This window comes from Longispora albida DSM 44784 (assembly GCF_000379825.1).
Classification (GTDB): Bacteria; Actinomycetota; Actinomycetes; order Mycobacteriales; family Micromonosporaceae; genus Longispora; species Longispora albida.
Genome location: NZ_KB903835.1, coordinates 44412 through 71187, shown reverse-complemented (window position 1 = coordinate 71187; position 26776 = coordinate 44412). Strand labels below are relative to the sequence as shown.

The window sequence follows — 26776 nt, the reverse complement described above, 5'->3', positions numbered from 1 at the left end:
GGACAGCGGCTGGGTAGTTCAGCCGGCTTGCCGCGCCTGGTGGAAGGCAACGACGGCGGCGATCACAAGCCGGGGGTTGCCGAGCCGACCGGCCATGAACAGGTCGGGGTCGGCCGCTACCACGGGAACGTCACGGCCGGAGGAGACGGTGCAGCGCAGGGTCTGCTGTTCGCCGGCGGTGTCGGTGATCACCACGCCGTAGGTTCCGTCGGGTTGGGCGGTGATCTGCTGGAGCTGCGGGGCGTTCACCGTAACGTTCCTCCTGAATCGAGATGAGTCAACCTGCCAGTTGCCCTCGGCCGTCCGCGCCCATCGGCTTGGCCGCCCGCTACGCCGGTCCGGATGCCACGACGTCCATGCCGGCTGGGTGACTGGACCACTGGATCCGCTACTTGGGCCAAGGGGTGTCGGGCACTGTTCCTGACCAGCAGGTTTGCCATCAATGATCATCATAGTGATGATCATCTGTGTTTTTGTCGGACCCTGGCTCTACCGTGCGCCTATGTCTAATTTGACGACGGAGATCCGTGATCCGCGCAGCCCGGTTGCGTTGTGGCTTCGGGAGCATTTCCCGCATCACGTGCTCTTCCAGCGGGAGTTCCGCGAGGCGGCGGGCCATGCCCGGCAGTTGCCCGCGCCGGGAGTGGCCGCGTCCACGCAGGGCACGGCTATCGACTGGTGGATTCGGCTTCTCGCAGACCCTTCGCCCAGTTTGGGTCTTGCGCTCAGTGGTGTCGCCGCCGCGCAGCGGCACGGCCTCCCGAGTGTCCAGACCGGACTGAGGCTGCTGGCTGGGCTGGGTGCGGTCAGGATGACAGACGGCCAGGCGGAGCCCGTCGCGATGGATCCCGCCCGGTTCGCAGATCGCTCCGAGGAGTGGTGGGCGAGGGTATGTTACGCGCTGGCGCTTCTGGTGGAACCGCTGCGCGCGTACTCCGTGGAGGGCTCCCGGCTCAACCGCCTCACCCCGGACTCCCCGGTACGGGAACTGCTGGCCCTGGCCACCGCGGACGAGGTCGCGGATCTGATCGGCATGCGCGAGCTGGCCCGGGAGCGTCTGCTGCCCGGGCTGCCGGGCGGCGAGATCTTTTCGGGTCCGACGTTCGATGGCAGCTTCGACTTGAGGGCGGATGCGGATCTGATCGCCGGTGGCCTGCTCCTCGACATCAAGGCCAGCCAGGGCGGCAAGCCGCGCAAGGACGGCACCCGAGCGGCCAGCCTCGGCCGCGACGACCTCGACCAGCTCCTCGGCTACACCCTCATGGACTACACCGACCGCTACCGGCTGCACTCCGTAGGCGTCTACGCCACCCGGTTCGGTCACCTCGCTGTCTGGCCGCTGGACACGTTCCTCGCGGGGCTCGCCGGCCGCCCGGTCGACCTGGCCGTTGCTCGCGCGAGTTTCGCCCGGGTGCTCCGGGAGGACCTGCCAGCCCACTGGCAGGCATCACACGCCGCCGCCTGACGCCAGGCGCAGTCCACCACAGCCTGCCGCGACCGCGCACTCCGCCTGGCATGTCGCGGCGGCAGGCCCATCCCTGACCGGCACCACACGTGAGGAATCCATGACCGCCGCGCCCAAACCCGCTGACCCGATCGACCCGCGCGCCTACGCCACCGCCGACGAACGGCTGCTGTTCATCCTCAGCCACGGCTTCTGCTACGCCCCCGGCTGCCGGGTCCCGGCTGTCACCCGCCAGCCCGGCAAGGCCACCACCTCCGTCTACATCGCCCACATCTACGCCGCCAAGCCCGGCGGCCCCCGCTACGACCCGGCCATGTCCAACGACGAACGCCGTTCGTTCGCTAACCTTCTGCTGTTGTGCAAAGTCCACCACGAGGACGTCGACGGCACCCGCGCCCACCAGTACCCCGCGCGCATCCTGCTGCAGTGGAAGCATGACCGCGAAGGGGACCTCGGGGAGCGGATGGCCGGGCTGTCGCAGCTGACCGAGCCCATGCTCAAGGCGTGCATCGACGAGGCACTGACCCGCAGCGCGGCCGAGGTACGCGGCGCCATCGACCAGCTCGCCGTGATCAACGCCGAAGCCGCCGCGCTGCTGCGGGAGACCACTGACCGTCTCCTTGACGTTCCCGTCCTCGACGACGACACCGTCGCAATGCTGTCAGGTGCCGCCGACGGCCTGCGTCACCTCGAAGACCACGCCGGTCTGCTCTACACAGCGGCCCAGGACCTGAGCCATCTCCAGGACCACACCGCGCCGCTTCTTGAAGCCGCGGACAAACTCAAACACTGGGAAGAGCACAGCATCCTGCTGCTGGAAGCCGCCGACACGCTCGGCAACCCCGATAACCACGCGAGCCTCATCCAGGCCCTCACTGATTTCAACCGCAACAGGGAAACCTGGACCTACCAGCTCAATCAGGCCGCCGAGAATATCGACCAGGCAGTCATGCGTGCGGGCCAAACGGACCTGACCAGCGAGGTGAGCAGGTCCATCGCCGGTCTCGTCGGAATCCGCGCGGAGATCGAGGCCAAACCTGACTGGATGCACAGTGTCGACGACCTGGTCGCGGCCTTCGATTTCCGAGAGAAACTGCGCTGGTTCGGCCGCGGCATGCTCACCGCCGCGATCCCCCTGATCCTGGCCGCCCTGATCACCTACATCCTGCAGCCCAGCTGGCTGTGACTAACAGCCCGCCGACCCGCGGCTCGAGCCGGCGGTACACGATGCCGCCGACTCGGCCGCGAGCCGGCTTGCCGTAGCAGATCCCGGCGCCAGCGCTTCAGGAGGGAGAAGACACCTGCTGTCACAGGGCTTCTGGCAGTGGCTGGACCGCCAGGACCGTGGCCAGGTCCTGGATCTGCGTGGAGAGTGCAGGGGCGCCGATCCTGGTGTCGATGACGTGGTGCGGCACCGGCGGCACCGATCCGATCCGCACCCCGGCCAGGAACGACTCCCACCGCTGCAGCTTGCCCGTGTCGCGGGCATGCCCTCGGGCGGTGATCCGCTCACGGAGGGTCGCCTCGTCAGAGCGCACCCAGATCAGTTCGACCGTCCCGCCGCCGAGCGCTTCGTAAAAGCCTGCCCACTGGTCGGCGTTGTGGATCTGGCCGGTGAACGGGGCCGACAGCAGTACCGGGCAGCCGTGCCGGCGGATCTCTGCCGCCGTGGCGGCCAGCGCACCGTATTCGAAGGGTTTGACGTGCTCGTCGTACCAGGGTCCTTCGCGCTCGCCCGGGTCACGGCCTGCCGCCCGCAGTGTCGCGGCGACGAACGGGCCGTAGAGGGTGTCTTTGTCGAGGAGAGCCGGGACGGGCCGCAGCAGTTCGAGCAGGAGCTGGGCGACGGTGCTCTTGCCCGCGCCGGGTGCGCCTGCTACGACGAACGCTTCTGCGTGCATCGGCACAAACTAACACCACCCCAGCACGAGTCCCATGCCTGCGAGGCTGGCGGGCGGCCGGATCAGGTCTGACGGAGGACGGTGATGCGGATGGCGAGCGCGCCGAGGGCTTCCTTGGCGGGCGGGTAGATCTCGCGCAGGACCGCCAGCTGCTGCTCGCGGGTGAGGCCGGGGTTGATCCTGCCGATCGGCTCGGCGGCGAGGAGGCTGTGAAAATCACGGTAGCGGGCTACGCGCACGACCTCGGCCAGCACCTCCTGGCTCTCACAGGTGAACAGGATCTGCTCGCCGGGTGCGATGCCTTCCCGTTCCGGATCGCAGACCCGGACCTCGACGGTTTTGCGTCCTGCCGCGAGGTGGTCGAAGAACTCGCGGCGAAGCCGCAACACCCTCCGGCGGGGCTGCGGCGCGGAACCGCCGTCACGGCCGGGCAACGCTGCTCCTATGTGGTCAGTACGTCGGTGAGGACGGTGACGAGCAGCCAGCTGGCAGGAAACATCGCCCAGCAGATCGCGGCCCCCATCCGCCGGTTGGCCTCCGCCAGGCCCGGTGCCGACACGGAGGGCAGGCGGGGCCGGGACACGATGAGGACGATGCCGATCGCGGTGAAGTATGCGAGAGCCGGGATGCCCAGCAGCGCCCAGGTCGCGGAGGCGAACCAGTCCTCAACACCGAGATGCACCGTCCACTGGCCGATCAAGGCCAGGGCGGCCGTGGCGGTGTAGACGGCGGCGTTGCGGGCCCGGGCGGGCGCGGACGGCAGGAACGCCGGACGGGCTGCGGCGTGCAAGGCGCTGGCCAGCTCGCGGCGGGACTCCTCAGCATGCCGCTCGGCATCCGCCAGCGCGCTCGTGGCGTCGGCGGGCTGCCCGGCGGGCGGCGGGGTGTCGAGCAGGGGCGGCGGGTAGCGCAGCCTGCGGGCCGCGCCGGTGATCGCGGTGGCCTGCTCGGTGAGGCGGGTGTTCAGGTCGGTGACGGCGGCGTTAGCTGTCGCTGTATGCGCGGTGGTGGTGGCGGCTGTGCCGGCCCGGTCGGTGAGGTGCTGGCAGAGCTGGCGGACGAGGGTGCGGTAGGTGGCGAAGGAGGTCACAGGGATTCTCCCGCGGTGAGGTCGTCGTGGCGGCCGGGCCAGACGAACGGGACGATCAGCTGGCGGGTGTGGTTGTGGGCGTCGAGGAGCAGGGCGCGGTTGGGGCGGGGCTGCCACTCGAGCATCGGGTCGCCGGTCAGGGTGGCGAGGTCGGGGCCTGTGACGTTGAGGGCGAGGAGGCAGGAGATCAGGTCGCGGCCTGCCGAGCCGCCGAGGTCGTCGGCGAGGCGGCGGGTACTGCGCCACCAGCCCAGCACATGCACACCCCGGCCCGGCCCGGATGCGAGAACGGCACGGAGGTCGTCGGCGCCGCTGCGGCGGGTGGCGGGGTCGCGGGCCGTGAGGGTGGCGCTGGCGGCGTCGGCGCCGAGCAGCACGAGGTAGGTGTCCTTGCCGCCGTCGGCGAGGCCGGCCAGCACGCCCGGCAGCCCGTCTGCTGTGACCTGAGCGCAGGCATGCCCACTGGCGGCCAGGCGCATGGTGAGATCGGCGGCTGTGTCCTGGGCCGCGGCGGCCAGCGGGGCGATCAGGAACCGGACCGTGCCCGCAAGATGCTGCGCGGCGAGCGTCAGGGTCGCGGCGTGCAGGACGTCCGCTCCTACCGCGGAAGCCCCCAAAACCGCGAGGTGCCGGCCTGGGGAGGCGTCCAGCGTGACCGTCGCGACGCTGGAGGCCAGGTCCACGGCACGGCCGACCGCCAGCCGCACGACAGCAGGCTGTTCGCTGGCCAGCAGGGCGAGCACAGGGTCGACGTGCTGCTCGGCGAAGCCTTGAAACACGTGCGGCGGCGCCAGCCCCTCCGGGCGCATCGTCCACAGCCTGGTGCGCAGCGCGGCGATCGCATCCGGTGCGGCGTGCGCGTCGGGGAAGCGCACCACCCTGTTGCGGCCCGGTGCTCCGGCGGCGTCGTTGACGATCATCTGCCCGACCTGCAGGCCCTCAACCCCCGTGTTCGCCGGATCGAGAATGCCAGCCGCACCGGCCAGGGCGATACGCAGCGGAAACTGGGCGAAGATCGATTCCTTCTTGGTGACCAGGGCGTCAACACCGCTGATCGTCTGCGAGGCCAGGAGCAGGTGGATGCCGTAGGAGCGGCCCTTACGGGCCAGGTCCTCCAGCAGCCCCACGGCGACGGCGGCCTGCTTACCCGGGCCACTGAGCAGAACATGAAACTCATCGATCACGGCGACGATGCGCGGCCAATGCCCCTGCGAGTCTGCGGCCCGCAGCGCCGCGAGCGTCGTGACACCGTGCCTCTTCATCGCCCCGGAACGAGCCGTCATCTCCGTATTCAGCGAACGCAGCACCGCGATGCCGTACTCACGATCGGACTCGATGCCGATCGCGCGTGCGTGCGGAATGTAGGTGGGGTCCCGGTCCGATGGCGAAAACTCGGCGAAACTGACGCCTTCCTTGAAATCCAGCAGATACAACGCCAGCTCACGCGGGTGATACCGGGCCGCGAGTCCATACAGGACGTCGAGGAGAAACACTGTTTTGCCGCTGCCGGAACGGCCAGCGACCAGCCAGTGCGGGGTCACGTCATCAAACGCGAGTGCCACCTCGTCGCGGCCCTCGAAGCCCACCGCCGTCGACAAGCCCCGCGCCGACGAAGCCGACTGCAGTTCGCCAGGCACAAGGTCGGCGAACGTGAGCGCCGCCGCCGACCTCGCGTTCGCCGCGAGCCTGCGGCACAGCTCTGCCACCGCCTGCAGGTTCGGATCATCATCCAGGCTGACCGGCACCGGCATCCCCGACCCGTCAGCGCTGAACATCGCCTTCCCGGGCGGGTCGGCGAGCCGGGCGTACTGGCCATCGACGGCGAAGGTGAACCCGTGATCCAGCACCGGCCGCTCCCCAGGTCCGGGCGGGGGCCATCCGGCGAGCACGAAATGCAGCCGGCCACCCGGGCCGGCATGAGCCAGGGCCTGCACCCGGGCCAGGTCCGCCCGTGATTCCGGCAGCTGCCCGCACACCACCATCCACGGCGCCCCATCCAGCCGACCCTGAGCGGCCAGCGCCTGCGTGCGCCGCACATGCTCCTCAGCCTCGTCCATGACCGCCGCCACCGACTGCGCGTCGATAGCCACGGGGGCCATGCCGCCGGCGCTGATCAGCGGATGGAACGGCGTGAACACCGACCCCGCCGTCGCCCCGTCCACGAGACGGACGTCGAGAAGGCCCTGCGGCATCGCTCCCAGGAGCCGGACCAGCACGGCCCGCAGCAGCGATGACGCCGCCCGCGTCCGCAGTCCCGCGTCCACCAGCCAGTGCCCGCCACCTTCACCCAGCAGCGGCAATACCAGGGGAAACCAGGAATCCGGAGACAACCAGCCGATACCGGCGTGCAGCAGCATCGGCCCGTCCCCGGGCGGCTGCTCCCCGAGCGGCGGCAGATCCATGCCCAGCCGCCGCACGTCCAGGCCCCGCCAGCCAGGCTGCGTCAGCAGCCGGCCCGTCGCGGCGACCTCCGCCACCAAACCCCCGACAGCCGCCTCAGTACCAGCGGCGGCAGCGCCCCGCTCCGACGCACCGCGCCGTAGTGACTCCTGCGCTGCGGACAGCGAAGTGCGGGCCTGCTGGAAGGCGGTCACAGCCGCGTCGAAATGCCGCCGGACACGACTCACCGTCAACCCCCTGCTCCCCGCATCCCAAACCGCGCAACCGGCCGGAGAGTACAAGAAGATCCGCCGAATTGTCAGCCATGATCACCAAGCGTGAACTTCGATGCGATCCGCCCCTGGCAGCCCCGCCACCAGGCCAGCCGCGCCACGACCACGAACACCGGACTCCTCAATGGAGCCTGACCTGGGCATACAGCTTGCGGTCCACGGCCTGGCGCACCCGCGCATGCCGGCCTGGACCTCCCGCAGTGGGGGTAACTGAGCGTCATGGGTCTTTCGCGGAGACGAACCGTGTGCAAGGCTGTGCGCCGTCTTCACCCCTGCTGCCCGAAAGGCCGGTTCACGCATGACCGCGCTCACGGACATCCTCACCACTCTCGCCGCGGCGGTCACCGAACTCGACGAGGCCAGAACCAACACCGCGGGCGGCCGTGACCACGCCGACCGGGTCCGCACCCAGGCCCTCGGCCAAGGTCTCCTCGGCGTCGCCCAGCACATGGGCCAGGTCATCGACGCCTTCGACGACGCACAGGTCACCCTCGGCAACGCGATCAACGCCGTCACCGACGCCCGCGGCCCTGTCGGAGAGATCAAGGACGGGATGACCCCCGAGGAGGTCAAGACCCGTCTCAACACCTCCATCGCCAGCATCGAACAGGCTGCTGCAGCGATCATGGCTACCTACCCGGCGTTCGACGAAGCCGAACGCGTCATCAAAACCGCCCTCGCCGGCGGCGACCCCGGCCCCCTCCTGCGATTTGTCGACATGGCCAACCAGGCAGCCGCCCGAGGCAAACAGCAGGCCACTGAAGCCAAGACCAAGGCCGCGGCACAGATCCCGCAGGCCAGCAGCCTGGGAAACTGAGCGGGGGCAGCTCCAGCGCAGCCGTTTCTGCCGCTGCATCGGCCGGGCGCCCCTCGATCAGTCAGATTCAGCCCGGCCGATTGGCCACCGCTGGTACACACCTGCGGAGATTCCAGCAGAGATCCGGGATGCAGGCGCGAGCCTTCCTGTACGGCGGCCTTACGTGCGCGGCAAGCGCCCAGATCGAACGACCGGGATGTTCCAGGGGGAGCAGATTGTCAGCGGTGAAAACCATGACTCAACAGCGGGGCTCAGGCCCTGGTCAGCCGGTGGCTGGCCTGAGGCTGTGATCAGCCATGTGGAAGGCCATGTCGCGGCTCGCATGCGACGCCAAAATCTGACTTACTCCGTCTGGTGGGACATCGACGAGCAAGAGCTGTCCGACGCCGCATCCGTTGAGACGTTCTTCAGCCGACGCGCCGACCGCATCGCCCCACATGGCAGCAGGGCCTTCGCGTACTGGTTCGCGCCTGTCGGCGTCGAGGATGCAGAACTCAGGCTGGACATCGACTACGACGCTGGCCGGGCGGCGCTGCGGTGGCTGCCCGACGATACTCACGCCCTCGAACTGCCACAGGCTGGTCCCATCACCGTCCTGGAAACGTCAGAAGACGGCCAGCTCTCCGAAGTGCCAGCCGAACTAGCGGTGGTGTCCGTAGATTCGGCGCACTCGGCTATAGCTGAGTACGTGATGACCGGCCGAAGGCCAACACTGCTGCGATGGTCTCAGTGACGCTCACAGTCATGTACGACTACAACGGTGTCGCCTACGAGCTCACCGGGCCCGACGACGCTGCCGAGCTGTTGACCAGCAGAACCAACGGATCTTGCGGGGCGGCAGATCAGCCCAGACCATGTGGTGGGCCATCTCCGATCAGCCCCCCGACCCTCGCGCGGACCTCGACGAGGCATCGCTGCGGCTGCGCATCGACATCGATCCGGATGCTGGGAGAGCCGACGTCAGGTGGCTGCCTGACGGCACGCATGCCAAGGAACTTGAGCCCACCATCGCGCTGACCGTCGTGGAGTCCTCCTGCGCCGCCGACGTCACCATCCCCGCAGAACTCGCGGTCGTGTCCGTTCCGACCGCCAGAGCCATAGCCGTCTCCTACACCACCGACGGCCTCCGCCCGGCGAATGTGCGCTGGTCACCCTCCGCCTCCTGAAGCCAAGACACGCATACAAGACCTGCGGCCGAAAGCCGGTGAGCGGTAGTGCCCTTCATTTACATCGACTACTGCAGCGTTGAGGCCCTGCATGGGCCAGACGATGCCGCCCAGCACTTCGATATCCGTTCCGAGTCACTCAAGCCCCACGGCGGTACCGGCATGACGATCTGGCTCTGCCCGAACCTGGATGTGGATTCGGCAGATCCCCGGTCCGGGGCCGAACTCCGGATCGATATCGACGCGCAGGCCGGACGGGCAGCGGTTACCTGGATCCCGGACGGATCCCACGCCGTGGAACTTTCACCTGCTGGGCCTCTCGAAGTGTTGGAGACCGAAGGACCGCTGGTCACCATTCCAGCCGAGCTAGCGGTGGTATCTGTGGGAACCGCCCGACAGGCGGCGATCGCCTACATCACCACCGGCAGCAAGCCTGCACTCACGTGGGCAGCGGCCACAGGCAGGTTCCCTGCTGCCGTCGTGGAGTACCTGTCCGCCGGAAAACGCCCAGCCAATCTCCGGTGGTCACCGCCGCAACAGGACATGCTGGACCGCTCGGATGAAATTCATAGCCAAGTGACGCGCGTCATGACCCACTTCCACGGACAGGAAGAGGTTCTGCCTGATGGCGAAGCTGCCGGGGACTTGTTTGTTGAGCAGGCCGGCTACATCACGGCGACCGGGACCAGCGGGCAGCGCATCTGGTTCGGCCCGCCCGGTTCGCCAGAACTCAGGGTCGATGTCGATGTCGACGCCGGTCGTGCCGCGGTCTGCTGGGAACGTGATGAAACCTACGCCGTCGAGCTGCCGCCTGGCCCGGACCTCATCGTCAGCATCGACGCCGACGGGCGCACGCTTTCGGTGCCTGGCAGCAAAGCCAGGGTCTCACTGCAGTCCGCGCGCCGCATCGTGACTGTCTACGCAACGTCGGGTGCCCGCGACGATAGGGTGGCCTGGACCGCGAAGTAGCTGAGCAGCCCCAGCGCCAGCCACCCTCACTGACCGTTATCGGTGCTGCGCGATTCTGCGCGGATTGTTTGACGGATAGTCACGGGTCTGTCCAAAAGCGAGTCTGTCTTCTAGTGTGCGGGTCCGGAATACCGGACTCCTGCGAGAGGCGTGCATGGCGACTGTCACCGCTCCGATTCTGTCCGCGCTGGCCAATGCTGGTGTGGAGATCAGCGACGCGCAGGCGACGACGGCCACGACGATCGGCCACGCCGACCGGGTCCGCCAGCAGGCGCACGCCCAGGGTCTCGACGGGGTCGCGCACAGCATGTCGGACGTGGTCACCTCGATCGAGACGGTCGCCGCCAGCCTGGGCGCGGCTCATGCGGCCGTGCGCGACGCGGAGCCACCGGTGCGGGGCATCGGGTCAGGGACAACACCGCAGGAGGTCCGGGAGCGGCTGCTGGCGTCGATCGCGGCGATCGACACCTCCACGACGGCGATCACGGCCTGCTTCCCGCCGCTGGACACCGCCGAGAGCACGGTGCGCACCGCGCTCGCCGGAGCCGAGCCAGGTCCTCTGCTGCGGCTGCTCGACCAGGTCAACCAGGCCGCCGCCCGGGGCAAGCGCGCCGCCGGGACCGCCCGCAACCACGCCGCCGCGCAGATCCCCGAGGTCACTGCCATCGGAGGGCTCGGGGGCGGCGGGGGCGGCGGGGGCGGGACAACGGGAGCAGCCAAGCCGGTGAAACGGCCGGTCGGCCACGGCACGCTGATGCGGCGACTCGGCATCACCGAAGGCCCGGTGATCCTGCGGCTCGTCGAGAACCCGACAGATGACGAGCGGCTGCACCTGGTCGAGTACGTCGAGGGCGCCCAGCGCGCCCTGGAGGCCGGGCAGACCCCGGTCACCGGCCGGGTCAGTGTCCGGGGCCAGCTCAACAAAGACAAAGAGCGTGCCGCTGAGCTCGAACGCCGACGCGCCCAGGCCGCCGGGGAGCCTTACGGCGAGCTGGTGGCCGCGCACCTGCCCGACACGACGTGGACTGGGGTGGCGGATCCGCCGCAGGGCTGGGGCAGGCACACGCACCGGATGAACAGCTCGCTTGGATCGCAGTCAGCCAGATACCCTGTCGGCTATCGACCGGAAAGCTTCGAAATTGAGATCCCACGAGACGAGGACGACGACGATGAGTGACCAGGTGGACTGGAAGGCCCTCATCGGCCAGCTGATCCTCGCCAAGAACGAGGCCGACAAACTCGACCCCGACCACCTCGAACCCCTGGTCGCCCCGAACACCCCAGCCGCACCCGAAGACATCGCCGCCTTCGAGGATGCCGCCGGGGGGCCGCTGCCGGAGGAGTACCGCCAGTTCCTGGCACACGCCGACGGGTGGCGGTCGTTCTACTTCCGCGCCAAGCTGTTTGGCCTGGCCGACCTGAACGGCCAGACACCCGAGGCTGCGGTCGCCGCAGACATCCTCGACGTGTACGAGTCCGAGGACGTCTTCGAGGACCTGGACGTCACCCGCGCCGACGTGTTCCCGGTCTGCGCCGGGGTGGGCATGCGCGCCATGTTCGTCATGATCCGCCACGGCCGGCCGGATGCTGGCACGGTGATCTGGCTCGACGGCGAGGAAGTCGAACGCTACACCGGCCTGGCGGAGTTCATCGCCACCATGCGCGACTACTCCCTGCAGCAGGCCGACAAACTGCGCGCCGGGACGGCCGGTTCCTGAAGCGGCGAGGCGAGATGTGGGCTATCACCTTCTGGAACCGGAAGTGCCCGGGGAACTCGGGCCGGGCACGGTCATGGACAGCACCGTCCACCCGCCCGTGGTCTCGGCGCTGCACTACGAGATCATTGACTGGCTCGGCGATGATCTGATCGAAAGCTTCCCGTGCTACCTGGCCAGTCCGCGCCTGGCGCGGGCCATCGAGGAGTCCGGCCTGACCGGCTGCCACTTCGCGTCCGCCCAGGTGGCAATGTCCCCGCAGGCGCAGGAGCCCTTCTCCAAGGCCGAGGTGCCGCGGTTTCGCTGGCTGGTGATCGCCGGGCAGATCGGCCAGGACGACTTCGCCGTCACCGGCCAGGGCCAGATCACGGTGTCCGCTCCGGCCCTGCGGCTCCTGCGGACGTTCACGCTCGACTACTGCGGCATCACCGACGCGCCTGCCGCCTGACCGGCCGCCCCCGTCCGGCCGATCGGCCGGATCCCTTGATCTGGAGGTCACGATCGACACCGACGACGCTCGCGGCGTGGACTGGCGTGTCTTGCTCGGCATGATGATCATCGCCAAGAACGAGATCAACGAACGCGGCGGCGGCCCCTCTGAGCACTACACCTTGCCCCGTGCCCGCGCCACCGCCGACGACATCGCGGTGTTCGAGGACAAGTGGGGGGTGCGGCTGCCGGCCGACTACCGGCAGTTCCTGCTCCACGCCGACGGCTGGCCACGAATGCACTTCGAGACCACCCTGTTCGGCCTCGCCGAGCTGCGTGGCGAAGGCGACGGGCTCACCGCACCAGCCATGGTGGCGTTTCACGCCGAGCACGGCACTCTCGCTGCTGAAGGGCTGACAGCGCGCGACGTGATCGTCATCGGCGTGCATGCCGAGCATGGCACGCTCTACGCCCTGATCCGTGATGGTCACCCGCGTGCCGGGCAGGCGGTGCGCCTGAGCATGGCCACCGCCTGGTACGCCGACTTCACCAGCCTGTTCCTGGCACTGGCTGACGACGCGGTCATCCGGGCAGCCGAACGCCGGCCGCGCCGGGATCTCGACCCGGGCGACGACTGGCCCGAGCTCACCCACGGCCAGCACGCCTACCTGACCAAACTCACCTACCTGCGCGCCTGGGCTCAGGCGTCAGTACTTCGCGGGATCAGCGACAACGGGCTGAGCCTGTATGTCGCGCGCCGCGCCGCCCGCCGCAGCCCCGGCTCCCATGTCGTGCTGGCGAGGCCGGATGCCGCCGGGGACGGGCTGTGGACGCTGCTCGTCATCATCGACGGCCAGCCGAGGCGAACTCTCGTGTTCCCGCCCGGCGCGACGATCGAGCACGTCGAGGTCGACGGCCAGGCCGCGGTCGTCACATTCGGCCTCGACGCCGGGCTCCAGGCATACCTCGGGCAGCCCGCCCCCCTGACCGTGACGCTCCCTGCCGGTCACCACACCCGCCGCCCGGCAGGCAGTCCCGACGCCGTGGACCTGCGCGAGCACCTCGCCGAAATCCTCCTCGCGGCAGGATTGCGCAGCAGACAGCTCGACGATCTGGCGGCGATGTGGGCCGTTGAGGAAGCCGAACAGGCTGCAGCCCTAGCCCACGCGCTGCGCCCCGCCGCACCCGGACCGGAGATGGAGCTGCTCAGCGAGGAGCAGAACGCTGTGCTGATGGCCGAGCTCGACCGGTGCGGCCTCGGCCACCGTTTCGCCGCCATCGCGGCAAGCGCCCGGCCCGCTGTGACGATCCGCACGGCCGATCCAGGCGGGCCGCTGTCCGCGGGGGCGTCGCGGTTCGGTGGCTGCCCGGACCTTCCGCCTGGCGTGGCGTGGCCTGCTGTGGACGGGCAGCTGCGCACGTTTCTGCTGCAGCTCGACCTGGCTGCCGTCCCGCCTGTACCGGGCCTTCCGCTGCCTGACCACGGGGTGCTCAGCTTCTTCGCTGGCGACAATGCCACCGCCAGCGACCCCGGCGGCCTGGTCTGCCACTACACCGGCCCGCTCCACCGCGCACCGGCCCCGCCGGAAGGGACGGTGTTCCTCGACGAGGAAGGCGAAGTCCTGCCCGAGCGGGCGGTGACCTTCGGCTCCGCGTTGCGGCTGCCGCCGTACGGCAGCGACGCCTTCGACGCGCTCGCTCTCGGCCAGGACGAGACGGATGCCTATCTCACCGTCGTGAACCGGCTCGACGGCACCGGCGCGGGCCGTGAGGTCAGCTTCCTCGGCGGCTACCCCGACGACAGTGGCCACGACATGATCAGCGACCTGGTCTTCGCCGCCCACGGCCGCACCGACGAGCGCCTGACCCCACCCGGGGAACTCCGACGCAAGGCGCCGGGCAGCACCACCTGGGCACGCAGGCTCGCCGACTGGGAATGGTGGCACCAGCACCGCGACCAGATCGACGCCGAGATCGGCTCCTGGACCACGCTGCTGGTGTGCGACTCGCACTCGGATGCCGGGATGTGCTGGTGGGACGCCGGCACTCTCAACTTCCTCATCCGCCACACGGACCTAGCCGGTGGGCGATTCGACGCGGCACGCGTCGTACTGAGCACCAGCTGAGCAACTGACCCGCAGACTTCAGGGAGGCACAGCATGCTCACCGCAGGCCCGTCGTGACCGGAGCCGGGCACCCACCCGAGCCCAGCCCGACGGCGCGGATGCTGCTGACCTCGGCGGGACTGCGCAATCCCGCACTCCGGGCAACGCTGGCGGAGCTGCTGGGCAAGCCGTATGCCCAGGCGCGTGTCACGTTCGTGATCACGGCGGCGCTGGCGGCCCCTGGTGATCACGACTGGGTCGTGGCCGAGTTGCGGCGGGTCCACAAGCTGGGGTGGGCGCGGTTCACCGTCGTCGACCTGGCGGCCCTTCCCATGCCGATGCTGCTCGAGCAGCTGGCCGACATCGACGTGCTGTACGTGACCGGCGGCAATGCCTACCACCTCGCCCAGGTGATCCATTCCCGGCGGCTTGCCCGGTCGCTGCGCGATCTCCTCGACCGGGTGGTGTACGTCGGGGCGAGCGCCGGCTCCATGATCCTGTCCACCCACTTCACCGAACGCCTCACCGGCCTGTTCGGCACCGGCGACCCGCTATTTCAGCACCACGGGTCAGAGGCGATCTCTCCGCTCGACGTTCTCGACTTCGGTATCCACCCACACGCTGACCTCGATGCGTATGACCCGGGTCCCGCCCGCAGCCTAGGGCTGGAGACCTACGCGATCGACGACGACACCGCCGTGCGTGTGTGCGGAGGACGCATCGACGTGGTCGGCGGAGGACGCTGGATCCAGGTCCCCGGTCTCTGAGCGCGCCACGTAGTAGTCGCGGCGTTCAGCCAGGAGGCGGCGAGGCGGCGTGATCGAACCGTCGGCGTTGCTCATGGTGTGGACGATCGTCCAGTCGCCGGGGCTGCGCTCGCCGGCACCGATGGCCACAGCGGCGGCGTGCATGCAGGCGGCCAGACTCCCCTCGGGGATATCGCCGGTGACCTGCTCGATCAGCTGCACGATGACGTGCTCGCACTGCCGCATGTAGATCGTCGCGCTGAACGCCACCACGGTCGATTCCTTCGGCAACGCGTGGCGGAGGTGCTCGAATGCCCAAGCGCCGTGGCACATGTCCAACACCACTACCGGCGCCTTGACGTGCCGCTTCGGTAGATCCGGCCACAGCATCCGCGTAGCCAGGTGGTTTTTCCCGTGCACGCCCAGGGCATCCCAGAAGCCGTGCCCCGACACGATCAGCATCCGCACACGCAGCCCGATCGCCATCTTCAGCTCACGGCCATCGACGCACGGGAACCGGCAGATCGCCGAAGGCGATCCGTCCGGGAACCTCTTCCGGAGCCGTCCCTCGAGTTCTTCTGACTCCTCGACACAGGCAAACCACACCAAATGAATGCCGCGCCGCCGCGGGGTGCAGTGGCACTCCCAGGACGGCGGCCAGCCGCCCGGCCGTGCCAGCGGGGCTGCGGCCGAGCCCGCAGTCAGGCGGGATAGCGACTTCACGTGATCGTCACCGTGACCGGCAAATGGTCGCTGGCCTCGCGGGCGGCCTGGTTGTCGCGGACGCGGTGGCCGGTCACTCGGCCAGTAAGGGCGTCGGTGGCGTGGATAAGGTCGATGCGTCGCCATAGCCCGCGCTGGGCGTAGTCGTCGTCTGGGTGATGCCCGGTCGTCGGAGCCCATGGTGCTTCGGCGAGTGCTGCGGTGTCGTGGAGTCCTCCGCCGAGCAGGATGTCAGCGGCCCTGCGGTTGGCGGTCCCGGCGCGCTGCCCGTCGGGGGTGGGTGTCCAGTCGCACTGGTAGATCATGTCGCTGTACCACTCGACACCCTGGTAGGGGTCGGGGTCGTACCAGCCGGCGCCGCCGGGAGCGCGGGTGGCGGGGGTGGTGTTCATGTCGCCGCCGAGGAGGGCGGCGCCGCCGAGGGCGCGGGTCAGGATCGCGACGAGGCGTTCGGCTTCGTCTTCGCGGCGGTTCTGGCCGAACGGCGGCGCGTGGTAGGAGGCGACGGAGATCCGCTCGCCGCGGATGGTGAGGGTGAGGGCGGCCAGGCCGTGCCACATCTCGCCGGGGCCGTACACGCGGAAGGAGCGCGGGTCGGGGACGATCCAGTCGCATGTGCGCCACAGCAGGCCGAGCCCGAAGCCGTGCTGGCCCGGTGTGAACGCCCACCGGTCGGCCTCGGCGTCGTCCTCGTCGGCCCACGCTGGCTGGTAGACGCCGGTCATGCCGGTGGCCTTGGCGAGGATCTCCAGTCCGGCGGGGTGGCAGACCTCCTGCACGGCGACGATGTCGGCGTCGAGGTCACGAATCACGGCGGCCACGGCGTCGTAGCGGGCCGTCTCGTCGGGGTGCTCGCGCGGGTGCTGGCGGAGGTAGTTGTACAGGTTGTACGTCGCGAAGGTGAAGGTCTCAGGCACCGTGCCCCCGGTGAGTCAGGACTGCACGGCCCAGTCTGGCAGTGCGGCAGGTGCGGCACAAGCACCGCTCTGTCCTGGTTCAAGGACTTGGGCCGCGGCACCATGATCGTGACGAAGCGGATTAGGATCGGCGGATGCGGAGCCGGGGGCCGGAATCTCCATCCGCGGGGTCTGCGCCTGGCTGCCAGGGCGAGGAGGATGTCAGGCATGTCGGTGACGGTCTTGCCGGAGTTCACCGAGGCGGATGCCGGCAGGGTCCTGGAACTCATCAACACCGACCGTCTTCCCGGCCAGCCGGAGTGCACGGCCGAGATGCTCCGCCTGGCCGTGTCCGGGTCGAGTCCGATCGACGGGGCGTGGTGGGCGGAGCTTTCGGACCTGCGGACCCGGGTGCTGCACGGCGCAGACGGGCGGCCGGTCGGGGTGGTCGCGTTCGCACGCCGGGAGCGCGACAACGCGGGCGTCGTGCTGTGGCTGCATGCCCGGGAGGATCCGGCGCGGGTGGGGCTGCTGCTCGATCACGCGCTGGCGGAGCTGGAAGGTTGCGCGACGGTGGAGGCATTCTCCTTCGCCACGGCGCTGAGCCTGGGCCTGGAGGCGCTGCCGGTGCGCCATCGCCCCGCCACGCACGCGGCCCTCCTTGAGCGGGGGTTCACCGGCTCGGATCTGTGGCGGTACATGCGCCGCGACCTCCCCGCCGACCTGCCGGTGACCGGCTACCGGTCTGAGGCCGCCGTCGACCAGGACGGGCTCGTGCTCAGGATCGACCGCGGCGGCGAGACCGTCGCCGAGGCCACGATCGGCGACCCGGTCGCCGGTGTCGGTGTGCTGTGGTGGATCAGCGTCCAGCCGCAAGCACGCGGTGAGGGGCTCGGACTGAAGCTGCTGGGCTCCGCGCTGGAACTACTGGCCGAGCAGGGCGCACACGAGGCGATCTTGTACGTCGACGATGACGCGCCCGCCGACGGCCCGCAACGCTCGCGCGCCGCGGCGAACGCCATGTATGACCGGGCGGGCTTCACCGAGGTAGACCGCCTCTATGCCTTTGTAAGGCAGGCTTAGGCTCCGCCGGAGCGGTAGTGGTGAGGTATCCGCGGGCGGCGCCAGCCAGCCACGCATCGACGGCCGAGACCGTCAGCCGGGTCGCAGCGACCATCTCTGGATGCAGGAAGGCAAGGCTTCCGGAGCCTCCTGGCCGGGTTCGGCGGGCGCCGGTGGAGCGACGGCGTGCATCCTTCGATCGGGCGGTGACCGGGCTATGGCGCGCTGTGAGGCGGGACGACGCGTTGCCACAGCCACCAGGCCGGTGCCTGGTGTCGGGCCTGGGCGCGGGTGATGTGGTACTCGGCGTCTGGCGCCAGCCGGACGGCCCCGCCAGTGACGGGCATGGTGGTCGCGGGCACGCCCGTGGTGGTGGCCAGCCGGCACGGGCGGCGCCGGCCGCGACCTGCGGCGTGCAGCCACCACCAGCTGCCGCGGCGGACGAGCGTGTAGGTCTCGCCCTGGTGCAGCCACACGAACTCACCGCCCGGCTCAGGGCCGGCAGCGACGGTCAGCCCGGGCAGCACGGCCCGGCCTCGTACCTCGCCGGCGGCGAGGATCCCGACCGGACGCAGCTCGGTCCCAGGTTCGGCCGCCGGCGCGGGCGGGCGTGCCGGACCCTCGGCGGTGGCCTTCCGGCGCGGTGGCTTGCCGGGCCGTCCCGGCGCGCGGAGGGTGCCGACGCGCGCGATCTCCCACCGGCCGGCGGCGCCGTGCAACCGCAGCGCCCAGTCCGGGTGGCGCACCTGCAGATCGGCGAGGTGGCGGACGGCGGCCGTCACCGAATCCTCCCGTGCCACGATCGTCGGCGATGCCGGCACCAGCACCCGCGGGGCCTCGGTATCGGAATCGTTGATCACCATCGGCCTATTGTGGCCCACATCCCGGAGCCCGCCAGCGCATGAGCGCGACCACGGTACGCGGCGGCTGAACTTCAGGGGCCTCCAGTACCCGCCGGTACAGAATCTGGGCCGTTTGCGGGGCTCGGTCGGCAACCCGACTGTGCATTGCTCGGATGCTCACTGTTTGGCTTACTTGGCGTCGGTCGTGGTGATCGGCAGGATTCGAGCGGGGAGTGCGGGGATGTGTGCCGTCCGGGGCATCATTTTTGATCTTGATGGGCTGATCATCGATTCCGAGGGCGTTGATCAGATCGCCTGGCGTGAGGAGTTCGCCCGGGCGGGAGTGCCCGTTACGCCGCAGGTCTACGCGGAGTTCTGGCACTCGTGGTCATGGGAGAGGCAGATCCGGATGATCCACCGCCTCGAAGCGCTGGTTGGCTCGCCGGTGGATCAGGAGGCGATCCTCGCGTCCCGGCTCGCCCGGTACACCGAGCTGTGCGCGGACCTGCCCGCCCGGCCCGGCATCCGCGAGTGGATCACCGAGGCCCACAGGCTCGGCCTGCGGCTCGGGGTTGCGACGAATGACGACACGGGCCGCGCGGGCAAGCACCTGGCGCGGCTCGGGCTCGACGTGTTCCTGGACGCGGTGGTCGTGCTCGAGAAGGGGTTCGCGCGCAAGCCTGCCCCGGACTTGTATCTGCAGGCGCTGAAGCTTCTTGACCTGGAGCCGGGCGAGGCGGTGGCGGTCGAGGACTCCTCCCACGGGGTGGAGGCCGCGCATCGGGCTGGGATGCTCGCGATCGCGTACCCGACGCCGACCGTGTCGGCGCATACCGACTTGAGCGCGGCCGACCTGATCGCCGACGCGGCGGCCCTCACCCTCACCGACGCCCTCGCTAAGCTCGATGCCGCACCGCTAAGGCAGGGGTCATGACGGACGTGCCACCACTTTCCGGGTGCGGTGGCTAGGGTGGCCGGCATGGATCAGGATGAAGCGCGCGCCAGGCGCGACGAAGGACTCGCCGGGCTGCGGAAGATGCTGCCGCGCCGGTACGCGCGGGCCGAGGCGCTGTCCTACCGGCTGGCGCTGGCGTTCTTCGACCGCGACGCCGCCACCATCGCCGCGCTCTTCGCGCGGCTGGAAGCCGAGCACGCCGCCATCCAGGTGCCCGGCGGACTCGGAGTGCCGGCGTGGCTGATCGCCAAGCAGGTCTTGCGCCACCGCTACAACCTGATGCTCTCGGCCGTGGAAGCCGCCAGCGAGCAGCGCGTCACCTGGGGACAGGTCGTGCACGCCTCCCGCAAGCTGGCCAAACTCGCCCCGCGCGCCCAGCGCGCGGGCCTGACCCGCCTGCTCGGCGGCATGCCCACCACCAGCGGCCCTTTCGACCCGGTGCTTGCCAACAGCGTCCCCGACCCGGTGCAGGTCCTGGTGACCGCCTTGTTCACCGCCGTCGTCGCGGCCCGGGCGCCCGTTCCCGCCGAGGCCGTCCGCAGGCGGCTGCTCGACCCGGTGACCATGGCCGAGTACACGGCACTGGCCTCCCGTGACCTCGAGGACATCACTGACATCTCCGACCAGGACGCCCGCGACCTGCTCGCTACCGCCGGAGCGCCCCAGGACGTGGCCGGTGGCCCGCAGGATCCGCCGACGCTGCTGGAACGCGACCTGCTGGACGCCGCCAAACGCCACCTGCGCGACCACCCCGGCCTGCCTGCAGGCGATGCCCTTCTCGACGAGGTCGCCCTGCTGGTGCAGTCGGCGTCCGGCCGCCCGGCAGACGGCCCGGCCGCCATCAGCGACCCGGCGATCCTGCGGGCCGCGGCGCAATGGCTGATCGTCTACCTGCACCTGGCCATGGACCTGCGCGCTCTTCCCCCCAGCGTCACCCTGCCAGGGCCCCGCCCCGGGCAGGAGGTCACCCACGCCAAGATCCTGGAACTGTCCGAGCTGCTGCACGAGGAGCTCTACCCCTACCAGGTGTCCCGCCACGCCGAGTTCGCCCAACTCGCGCTGAAAACCATCCAGCCGGCCTGGCAGCACCCGATCCTGGCGTACCTGCTCGCCGAAGCCGCAGGCTGGCTCGCCGAATCCGGCCACCACATCGACCAGAAGCTGTGGTTCACCGGCGCCCGCGCCTACCTGCTGCCCATGAACCCGCCGGCCGAAGCCCTGCGCCTCCTCGACTACGACCGCCTCCAGCAACGCGCCGACCGGATGCCCGCCGACGCCGATGCAGTCGTGCTCGACCCGGCCCGGCCAGAAAGCAGCATGTGGTACGGGGAAGCGATCACCGGCGACCCGGCCGCCATGCTGCACGCCGCGGGCGCCCTGCTGGCCTGGCTGTTCGAAGAACCCGGTGTGGTCACCGACCCTATGGGCAAAGCCCTCGCCTACAGCAAGCTCGTCACCGGCATCTAGCTCCGAGTAGGGCACTGCAGGATCTGCGCCAACAAGGCCCACCAGACGATAAGTACCCCGCCGATACGGTGTTCTCGCCTTGATCAGACCGAGGTTCATGGCTCGGTAGCCCAGACCTTCTGGGCGCTCGTGAATGCCGCAACGGCAACGCCTCCGACGGTGGCGACCACCTCCAGCGATTGACCGGATATGGCAAGCATGACCGCAGCCGACGCTGCGATGAGGCCGGCCACAGCGCACGTGCCCGCCAGGACCGTGCGGCCAGATGCCTGTTTGGGAGCCCGTCTCCGCGCGGTTCGTCGAGATCGAGCCTTGTGACTCCGGGGCACAGCGAGCCTCCACAAAGCGTCCTATTAGGGCATCAGGTATGTGTCATCCATGCGACTCAGCCCGGAAGGCTGGTCTTGCACAATTGCCGGATGTCCATTCACTGTGCGGCCGATGCCCAGCCGGAGTCCACTTGGGCTGGCGCTGCGAAAGCGGCGGATTAACCTGCCAATAAACAGCAAAGGCCGTTGCGGGGTGGCCATGACCAGGGATTGACAGGTTGATCCGTCGCGACCGAAAGGGCGCACATGAGGCGTGAAGACCGCGTACGCGGCCGGATCCAGATGCTGTCCGGCCTGCACGAGCAGGATGCCCGGACCCGCGACGCACTCCTGCGGGTCTGTGACGAAGGAACCAAGCCCTCCTCGATCTACGTGGCCCGGACATTCTCCAGGCTCAAGACGCCCCTCCCCGCAGACCAGTACTCCGATCGCAACCTGCCGCCCCGCCACCTGCGTCCACCCGCAGCACAGCTCATCCGGTCCAAGGGCGTGGCGCAGCAGTTCATCCTCACAGCGCTGTTCGAAGCCCAGTGCGCCCATGGGCGTGCCGGAACACGGCAGGGAGTCAACCAGCGGCCCCTGGCCCCCAGATCAAGAGCTCATGTCGACGATGCCGCTTGGACGGATCTCATCCTGACGCCGACAGCCGAGCATGCACCGGCAGCGGTGCGTGCGGTGAGCCGGACCGACCGCCGCTTACGGCAGATCCGCGAAGCTCTGGGAACACTCGCCAGCCTGGAGCTCATCGCACTCCCGGAACCGGGAATCCAGCGCGACAGATACCAGCAGTTTCAGCTTCTTCACGAGGCCCCGCGGCCCGTCGGTGATCCCGTCCCTTACCGAGTCCCGGCACCTGGATGGTTCGGGCTTTTCGCGCTCGACGTGGCCTTCTTCACCTCGGGCTGGATCCACGTCCTCGAACCGTCAGAGATCGCTTTCCTGTGCATGCTTCAAGCACACCGTGACAGCCCGACGAGGTGGCCCGACCGCAAGCTCATCTCGATCCGGGGCCGAGACCGCGTGCGATACTACGGACTCGGAGCCGACGCCTACCGTTCCCACATACTCCTCGAGGACGCCGGGCTACTTGAAGTACTGAACCCCGTAAAGCGCCGCCCCAACGGAACCGTCGTCGGCTTCGACCCGCACAAGCCACCACCGCCCATGGAGTTCCGGATCATCGAAAGTGCCTTCGCGCAGCCCGCACTTCCCGCGATGCTCGGGGCACTACGACGGCGAGCCGAACAGCTCGGCGACCGATAGCCGGCGCGCACATCGGCAGGCGCAAACCGCCGCTACGGCACTGCATGGAATCAAACGGGCTGCAGGCTCCGCGATACAAATTGACCACACGATGACCGCACCAGCCTCGGCTGCCGGAACCAGGCACGTTCTTGCAGGTCAGAGCGCAGCGCGTGAACCCAGACCAATGGACTTCGCGGCCATCATCAGCATTCCGGAGCATTCCGGTGATCGCCCTGCGGCCCGCCAGCCCGTCCCAGCAGCGTCGGCGGCACCCGGCGCCTCCTGCTTGGCGACCGCCTGCGCGGCGGCTGCTCCAGGCCGGCAGGCGCTGGGTTGAGGCCCGGCGCCCTGCGCAAGCTCGACCCAGCACGCTCCGGCGGCGTGCCGCTCTGTTCTACGCTGGCAGGCTCTTCGGGCGGCGTCAGGACCGGCCCAGCCGGTGCTGACGGGTGTGCTGCGGCGTCGAGCCATGGCCCGCTGGCGGAACCAGCAGGGTTCTGGGTCGCCGTCCGAACCGTCTCCGGTGGTTTTCGGCGATTCCAGCTGTCGGCGTTCATGCAATTCCCCAGCACACGGTTCATGATCTTGACCATGGGGATAGTGACTTCCTGTCCATCGTGGGCATGAGGACGACGGCTGGGGCTCCGTGATGGCCAGGGTGCCGGCAGCCAGGTCGTGCCGCGAGTCGGCCGTCAGCCACAGCGGAATTTACTCACCCAGGGTTACCGGGACGCCGGGCTGCGCACCGCGGCTCGGCGACAGGGTCGAGGGCGCTAGGCAGGCATCGGGCGTGGCGCGGTGACCGTTCAGGTGCCGCACCGAGCGGGTCGCATACGGCGACCCGGTCAATGCCGGTCGTGCTATTTATTGATCATGATGTTGAGCGAACTGGCGTCTGCCCTCGGAGAAGCCGGGATTCCAGAATCGGCGTACGAAATCCGCGGCGAGGCCCTTTACGTGGGGCCAGGCGATGCTTTCCTCATCCTCAAGCGTGGCGAGGACGGCCGATGGGTGCAGGGCATCCAAGAGCGTGGCGCCTGGCGCCCCGAGGTTTACTTCGACTCCGAAGAAGAAGCGTGCCAGCACACCTATGGCCGGGTGATGCACGCAGCTCGGACATGGACTACACCTCCTAGCTGACGGTCACCGGCAAGCGGGGTAAGGCGGAGCGCCGCCCGAGCAGCACCCGACCCTGGTCGTCGAACACCACCGCGGTCACTCCGGGTAGCGGAAACGAGCCGTGGCCGATCTTGGCCCGCAGGGCGACGACGACGTCAGGAGTAGCTACCCGGCGACCCTACTGCCCCGCCACGGACCATAATCCAGTCGCCCTCAGCTGTTCAGAATCCCCAACCGTGAAACGGGGACGACGAACAACCACCTGGGGAAATGCATGACCGCCGACATTCCAGCACCGTCATTAGGGCTGACAGTGGGCTATGACTAGCAAACTACCTGCATATGGCCTATCTAGGGCTGTGACAATGGCAGTCGAGGCCACTGCCTCGGGCTGTCGCGCCTGAGCGCGCCGCAGTGCAAGGGAGGAGCCCGATGAAGGCAGACGGCGAGGTTCCGCCGACGAGCAAGAACACCAGCCACGAGAGCGGCAAGGGAGCACGGTGGTACGACCCGCCGTACAGAGCCCTCCACGCTCTGAGATGGTCCCGGCTTGGCCGACGCCTCCCGGAATCCCTCAAAGGAAAGCTGACCTACGCGCTTCATTTCCTGAACCAGTTCACCGAACACCAGCGGCACCTCGCGCAGAACCGTGACGACCTGTTCGGTGACATAGGAGTTCCGGCCGACGAGCATGTGCGTGTACCGGGCCTCTGGATGGCTGAGTTGTTCCCGCCGAGCGAGTTCGCACGCCTCAAGGCGATGATGGGAACCTCATCCTGGGACCGCTTCCGTGTCCAGTATCTGCGCCTTCAATCCAACCGGGAACTGCTGGAGAGCGCCCGCGCTGGCGGGGGCTGGCGGTGGTGGCCCGTCGCCGAGATCGTGAACGAGAACAGCACGATCACGCATACCGACGGCCAACGGACCACCCTCCCGGACGAGTTTGCGATGATCAGCCTCGTCGCCGTCCAAGTCGACGTGGGACTCACCGCGATGTTGGCCCACGTCCAGCTCACGGACACGGCGTCGCGCAAGCTCGATGAGGTCTGGCATTCGGCTCACGAACCGCGACTTGTCCGCGTCGACGGGCAGACGATCGCCGAGGACAGAATGTGGTCGGGCTTCCGGACTACCCAACAGGCCCGGCGCCGTGTCCACGATCTGGCGCGGCACTGGATGGCGCGGACCTGCCCCGGAGCCTTCGCTAGCCTGGGCCAGGCGCAGCCGCTGATGGACCTGCTGCTGACGGACCGGTTCGACCCGACCGACGCGAGCACGCCGGTGCCCCACCCTGACCGGAACGCCTTCAGAGCCTTGGGCCTGACAAGATATGAGACCTTCCCCGGAACTTGTCCCGAGCTTCCGGGACTGGTTCTCGAGCAGGTCGAGGTGGGCCTCTGTCCTGCAATGAATGGCGAGCGCACCTGGAGCCTGTGGGGCAATACTGCCAGCGTGGTGACGCAGGCCGGCTCGTTGAGCGCCTACGGGCAGGACTCAGCCCAAGCCATCGCTAGCCTGGCCGGCAAACGAACGCGCAACTTCTTCGTTCAGCTGGCCATCACCGAGCTCCTGGAACTGATGGAGCGCCGGTATGCCGCCATCCGCGACCAAGCCCGCGTTCGCCACGGCAAGTTCAAAGGCAAGGACATCCGCCGGCTGCGCGAGGACCTGCTGACGCTCAGCATCGACCTCAGCAGCATCGCCCGGGACGTCCAGGCCTTCAATGCAAGAACCTGGCGCGATGAGGGCGACTGCCAGTTCACCCTGGATGAGTCCGCGGCGCAGGCACGCAGGACGGCCGAACACGGCCACAAGCCATTTGAGGCGGTCGACTGGAACATGGACATGGCAAAGCGGCAGGGCCAACACCTCGATCGGCTTCAGACCGCCGACCGCGACTACCGCGAGATTCTGTCCACCACAGTCTCTTTAGGCGCCTCCTTGGACGCGTACCGCGTTGGACGCGTTGCGATCTGGATTGCCGTCGCGTCCCTCGCGGTCTCCGCAGCCGCGTTACTGACAGTCTCCCCCGACTCCGACGCGCCGCTGGCGAGGATCTTCAGGTGGCTCGGGTCGCTGTGGTGAACTGTTCTCGACGAGCGGCATGACACTGCTTCCGTCCACGCCTATCCGGTTGTCAACGTTCCGACAGTGTGGTCGCAGCCAAGCAGGTCGCCGCCGTGTGGCAGTCAAAAGCGGAAGAGACGGCCCCGAATCCTGAAGACCGTTCGTTCAGGGCGAATATATTGGCTGCCTCGATGTCTGGCTGCAGCAACCGCAGTTCTGAGCGACTACACCAGCATTGACCGAGCCGTTCGACTTGAGGAAGGCACATGGACGAACAGCCAGAAGACGCCTGGAACCGTATCACCGGTTCACTCGAAAGCTCATCTGACGAGGAGCTGTGGGATCAGCTTCGCCGGATGGCGGACTATCGGGGCGGCGATGCTGAGCAGAATCTGACTCTGGCCGCCATCGTCCATGCTCTCGCGGGCCGTGATGCGGCTGCGAGCGAGGCGTTCGAGGATTGGAAGGCCGTGCCGGGAGACGAGCCCGCCGGCCACATTGCTCAGTGGATGCTCGCACGCACCGGCCGGTCGGGTGCATCAGGGTGAGCCGGACGTCGGCGTCACCGGTTCGGGCAGAGGCCGCTGTCAGGTCCCGGGGCGTTGAGCCTCTCACTGCTCACCCTCGCCCGCACCGTGTCTGGCATGGCCGGTGCCTGACCTGCGGCAAGCCGACACGCCCGAGAAATGGCCGTGCCGGATGTACTCGGTGCGCCGGGGTACTCCGCGGGCAGAAGCGCAGGCTGCCCGCAGCGGCCCGGATGGCACGGCTGCTGGCTGGCGGGCAGATTCCAGCGGCTCGTGACCCCGGTCTGGGCGGCAGCGAGTGGCCCTCCCGGTGCATGATCGCTGGACATCCAGCCCCCTCCAAGATCACAAATGGTCCGGTGAAGCCTGTCGGCTGCACGAAGTGCATTCGCAAGGCTGCCAGCCAGAGGTTGTCCCTGCCGCCGCAAACCGCCGCTGCTCGTGTACGCCTGACATTGAACGAACCTCT

Annotated in this window: 25 protein-coding genes; 17 read left to right on the top strand and 8 right to left on the bottom strand. The window is 68.8% G+C overall.

Annotation, left to right across the window (positions count from 1 at the left end; translation table 11 throughout):
* Positions 1-18 precede the first annotated feature (18 nt).
* Positions 19-249: a hypothetical protein gene (locus A3G1_RS0123515; RefSeq protein WP_018351952.1), complete on the bottom strand. Its 231-nt coding sequence runs from the start codon at positions 247-249 to the stop codon at positions 19-21.
* A 253-nt stretch (positions 250-502) separates the two neighbouring features.
* On the opposite strand from A3G1_RS0123515, the gene A3G1_RS0123510 reads away from it, so the two are divergent.
* Positions 503-1465 (top strand): hypothetical protein, encoded by a 963-nt coding sequence (locus A3G1_RS0123510; protein WP_040479560.1) that lies wholly within the window; start codon positions 503-505, stop codon positions 1463-1465.
* Positions 1466-1565: 100 nt separating this feature from the next.
* On the top strand, positions 1566-2651 hold the full coding sequence (locus A3G1_RS38935) for a hypothetical protein (protein ID WP_018351950.1): 1086 nt from the start codon (positions 1566-1568) through the stop codon (positions 2649-2651).
* A gap of 121 nt (positions 2652-2772) precedes the next feature.
* Here A3G1_RS38935 and A3G1_RS0123500 read toward each other — a convergent pair whose 3' ends face one another.
* The 4 genes from A3G1_RS0123500 to A3G1_RS0123485 form a co-directional block, all read right to left on the bottom strand.
* Positions 2773-3366 carry a P-loop nucleotide/nucleoside kinase family protein gene (locus A3G1_RS0123500; protein ID WP_018351949.1) on the bottom strand — a complete coding sequence of 198 codons (594 nt, stop codon included), beginning with the start codon at positions 3364-3366 and terminating at the stop codon, positions 2773-2775.
* Between the two features lie 62 nt (positions 3367-3428).
* Entirely contained in the window at positions 3429-3800 is a 372-nt protein-coding gene (locus A3G1_RS0123495) for an ASCH domain-containing protein (RefSeq protein WP_026212441.1), read from the bottom strand.
* A gap of 8 nt (positions 3801-3808) precedes the next feature.
* A complete protein-coding gene (locus tag A3G1_RS0123490) occupies positions 3809-4456 on the bottom strand; it encodes a hypothetical protein (RefSeq protein WP_018351947.1) in 648 nt (215 codons plus the stop codon).
* Complete coding sequence (locus tag A3G1_RS0123485; protein ID WP_026212440.1) at positions 4453-7083, bottom strand: FtsK/SpoIIIE domain-containing protein; 2631 nt, start codon at positions 7081-7083, stop codon at positions 4453-4455. The genes A3G1_RS0123490 and A3G1_RS0123485 overlap by 4 nt, the downstream gene beginning before the upstream one ends.
* Before the next feature lie 343 nt (positions 7084-7426).
* Here A3G1_RS0123485 and A3G1_RS0123480 point away from each other — a divergent pair, with 343 nt between their 5' ends.
* From A3G1_RS0123480 to A3G1_RS0123440, 9 genes are all read left to right on the top strand, one after another.
* Entirely contained in the window at positions 7427-7945 is a 519-nt protein-coding gene (locus A3G1_RS0123480; protein WP_018351945.1) for a DUF6244 family protein, read from the top strand.
* Positions 7946-8231: 286 nt separating this feature from the next.
* Complete coding sequence (locus A3G1_RS0123475; protein WP_026212439.1) at positions 8232-8678, top strand: Imm1 family immunity protein; 447 nt, start codon at positions 8232-8234, stop codon at positions 8676-8678.
* Between the two features lie 94 nt (positions 8679-8772).
* Positions 8773-9111: an Imm1 family immunity protein gene (locus A3G1_RS0123470; RefSeq protein ID WP_157641339.1), complete on the top strand. Its 339-nt coding sequence runs from the start codon at positions 8773-8775 to the stop codon at positions 9109-9111.
* Between the two features lie 48 nt (positions 9112-9159).
* Positions 9160-10080: an Imm1 family immunity protein gene (locus A3G1_RS0123465; RefSeq protein ID WP_018351942.1), complete on the top strand. Its 921-nt coding sequence runs from the start codon at positions 9160-9162 to the stop codon at positions 10078-10080.
* A gap of 154 nt (positions 10081-10234) precedes the next feature.
* A complete protein-coding gene (locus A3G1_RS0123460; protein WP_018351941.1) occupies positions 10235-11257 on the top strand; it encodes a DUF6244 family protein in 1023 nt (340 codons plus the stop codon).
* The gene (locus A3G1_RS0123455; RefSeq protein ID WP_018351940.1) at positions 11250-11798 is read left to right on the top strand and encodes an SMI1/KNR4 family protein; all 549 of its coding nucleotides are present in this window, start codon (positions 11250-11252) and stop codon (positions 11796-11798) included. Before A3G1_RS0123460 ends, A3G1_RS0123455 begins: the two co-directional genes overlap by 8 nt.
* A gap of 43 nt (positions 11799-11841) precedes the next feature.
* Entirely contained in the window at positions 11842-12243 is a 402-nt protein-coding gene (locus A3G1_RS0123450) for a hypothetical protein (RefSeq protein WP_018351939.1), read from the top strand.
* 76 nt (positions 12244-12319) lie between these two features.
* Positions 12320-14350, top strand: coding sequence for a DUF1963 domain-containing protein (locus tag A3G1_RS0123445; protein WP_018351938.1), 2031 nt, complete (start codon positions 12320-12322; stop codon positions 14348-14350).
* Positions 14351-14448: 98 nt separating this feature from the next.
* On the top strand, positions 14449-15096 hold the full coding sequence (locus A3G1_RS0123440; RefSeq protein ID WP_018351937.1) for a Type 1 glutamine amidotransferase-like domain-containing protein: 648 nt from the start codon (positions 14449-14451) through the stop codon (positions 15094-15096).
* On the opposite strand, the gene A3G1_RS0123435 is transcribed toward A3G1_RS0123440, so the two are convergent.
* Together A3G1_RS0123435 and A3G1_RS0123430 are read right to left on the bottom strand one after the other, a co-directional pair.
* Complete coding sequence (locus A3G1_RS0123435; RefSeq protein WP_157641338.1) at positions 14989-15798, bottom strand: hypothetical protein; 810 nt, start codon at positions 15796-15798, stop codon at positions 14989-14991. The genes A3G1_RS0123440 and A3G1_RS0123435 overlap by 108 nt on opposite strands.
* Positions 15795-16715 carry an endonuclease/exonuclease/phosphatase family protein gene (locus tag A3G1_RS0123430; protein WP_018351935.1) on the bottom strand — a complete coding sequence of 307 codons (921 nt, stop codon included), beginning with the start codon at positions 16713-16715 and terminating at the stop codon, positions 15795-15797. The genes A3G1_RS0123435 and A3G1_RS0123430 overlap by 4 nt, the downstream gene beginning before the upstream one ends.
* A gap of 207 nt (positions 16716-16922) precedes the next feature.
* On the opposite strand from A3G1_RS0123430, the gene A3G1_RS0123425 reads away from it, so the two are divergent.
* Positions 16923-17777: a GNAT family N-acetyltransferase gene (locus tag A3G1_RS0123425; protein ID WP_018351934.1), complete on the top strand. Its 855-nt coding sequence runs from the start codon at positions 16923-16925 to the stop codon at positions 17775-17777.
* 194 nt (positions 17778-17971) lie between these two features.
* Here A3G1_RS0123425 and A3G1_RS40145 read toward each other — a convergent pair whose 3' ends face one another.
* On the bottom strand, positions 17972-18619 hold the full coding sequence (locus tag A3G1_RS40145; protein ID WP_018351933.1) for a hypothetical protein: 648 nt from the start codon (positions 18617-18619) through the stop codon (positions 17972-17974).
* Between the two features lie 220 nt (positions 18620-18839).
* Here A3G1_RS40145 and A3G1_RS36420 point away from each other — a divergent pair, with 220 nt between their 5' ends.
* The 5 genes from A3G1_RS36420 to A3G1_RS40790 all read left to right on the top strand — a co-directional run bounded on the left by A3G1_RS36420 (position 18840) and on the right by A3G1_RS40790 (position 26328).
* A complete protein-coding gene (locus A3G1_RS36420; protein WP_018351932.1) occupies positions 18840-19532 on the top strand; it encodes an HAD family hydrolase in 693 nt (230 codons plus the stop codon).
* A gap of 45 nt (positions 19533-19577) precedes the next feature.
* On the top strand, positions 19578-21020 hold the full coding sequence (locus tag A3G1_RS0123410; protein ID WP_157641337.1) for a hypothetical protein: 1443 nt from the start codon (positions 19578-19580) through the stop codon (positions 21018-21020).
* 575 nt (positions 21021-21595) lie between these two features.
* The gene (locus tag A3G1_RS0123405) at positions 21596-22612 is read left to right on the top strand and encodes a hypothetical protein (RefSeq protein WP_018351930.1); all 1017 of its coding nucleotides are present in this window, start codon (positions 21596-21598) and stop codon (positions 22610-22612) included.
* Between the two features lie 1533 nt (positions 22613-24145).
* Entirely contained in the window at positions 24146-25798 is a 1653-nt protein-coding gene (locus A3G1_RS0123400) for a hypothetical protein (RefSeq protein WP_018351929.1), read from the top strand.
* Positions 25799-26046: 248 nt separating this feature from the next.
* Positions 26047-26328 (top strand): hypothetical protein, encoded by a 282-nt coding sequence (locus tag A3G1_RS40790; RefSeq protein ID WP_157641336.1) that lies wholly within the window; start codon positions 26047-26049, stop codon positions 26326-26328.
* Positions 26329-26776 lie beyond the last annotated feature (448 nt).

Excerpts from the sequence above, each read along its gene's own strand:
- A3G1_RS0123510 (WP_040479560.1), top strand. The coding sequence starts at position 503 with ATGTCTAATTTGACGACGGAGATCCGTGATCCGCGCAGCCCGGTTGCG.
- A3G1_RS38935 (WP_018351950.1), top strand. The coding sequence starts at position 1,566 with ATGACCGCCGCGCCCAAACCCGCTGACCCGATCGACCCGCGCGCCTAC.
- A3G1_RS0123500 (WP_018351949.1), bottom strand. The coding sequence starts at position 3,366 with ATGCACGCAGAAGCGTTCGTCGTAGCAGGCGCACCCGGCGCGGGCAAG.
- A3G1_RS0123480 (WP_018351945.1), top strand. The coding sequence starts at position 7,427 with ATGACCGCGCTCACGGACATCCTCACCACTCTCGCCGCGGCGGTCACC.
- A3G1_RS0123460 (WP_018351941.1), top strand. The coding sequence starts at position 10,235 with ATGGCGACTGTCACCGCTCCGATTCTGTCCGCGCTGGCCAATGCTGGT.
- A3G1_RS0123455 (WP_018351940.1), top strand. The coding sequence starts at position 11,250 with ATGAGTGACCAGGTGGACTGGAAGGCCCTCATCGGCCAGCTGATCCTC.
- A3G1_RS0123440 (WP_018351937.1), top strand. The coding sequence starts at position 14,449 with ATGCTGCTGACCTCGGCGGGACTGCGCAATCCCGCACTCCGGGCAACG.
- A3G1_RS0123425 (WP_018351934.1), top strand. The coding sequence starts at position 16,923 with ATGTCGGTGACGGTCTTGCCGGAGTTCACCGAGGCGGATGCCGGCAGG.
- A3G1_RS40145 (WP_018351933.1), bottom strand. The coding sequence starts at position 18,619 with ATGGTGATCAACGATTCCGATACCGAGGCCCCGCGGGTGCTGGTGCCG.
- A3G1_RS36420 (WP_018351932.1), top strand. The coding sequence starts at position 18,840 with ATGTGTGCCGTCCGGGGCATCATTTTTGATCTTGATGGGCTGATCATC.
- A3G1_RS0123410 (WP_157641337.1), top strand. The coding sequence starts at position 19,578 with ATGGATCAGGATGAAGCGCGCGCCAGGCGCGACGAAGGACTCGCCGGG.
- A3G1_RS0123405 (WP_018351930.1), top strand. The coding sequence starts at position 21,596 with ATGAGGCGTGAAGACCGCGTACGCGGCCGGATCCAGATGCTGTCCGGC.
- A3G1_RS0123400 (WP_018351929.1), top strand. The coding sequence starts at position 24,146 with ATGAAGGCAGACGGCGAGGTTCCGCCGACGAGCAAGAACACCAGCCAC.
- A3G1_RS40790 (WP_157641336.1), top strand. The coding sequence starts at position 26,047 with ATGGACGAACAGCCAGAAGACGCCTGGAACCGTATCACCGGTTCACTC.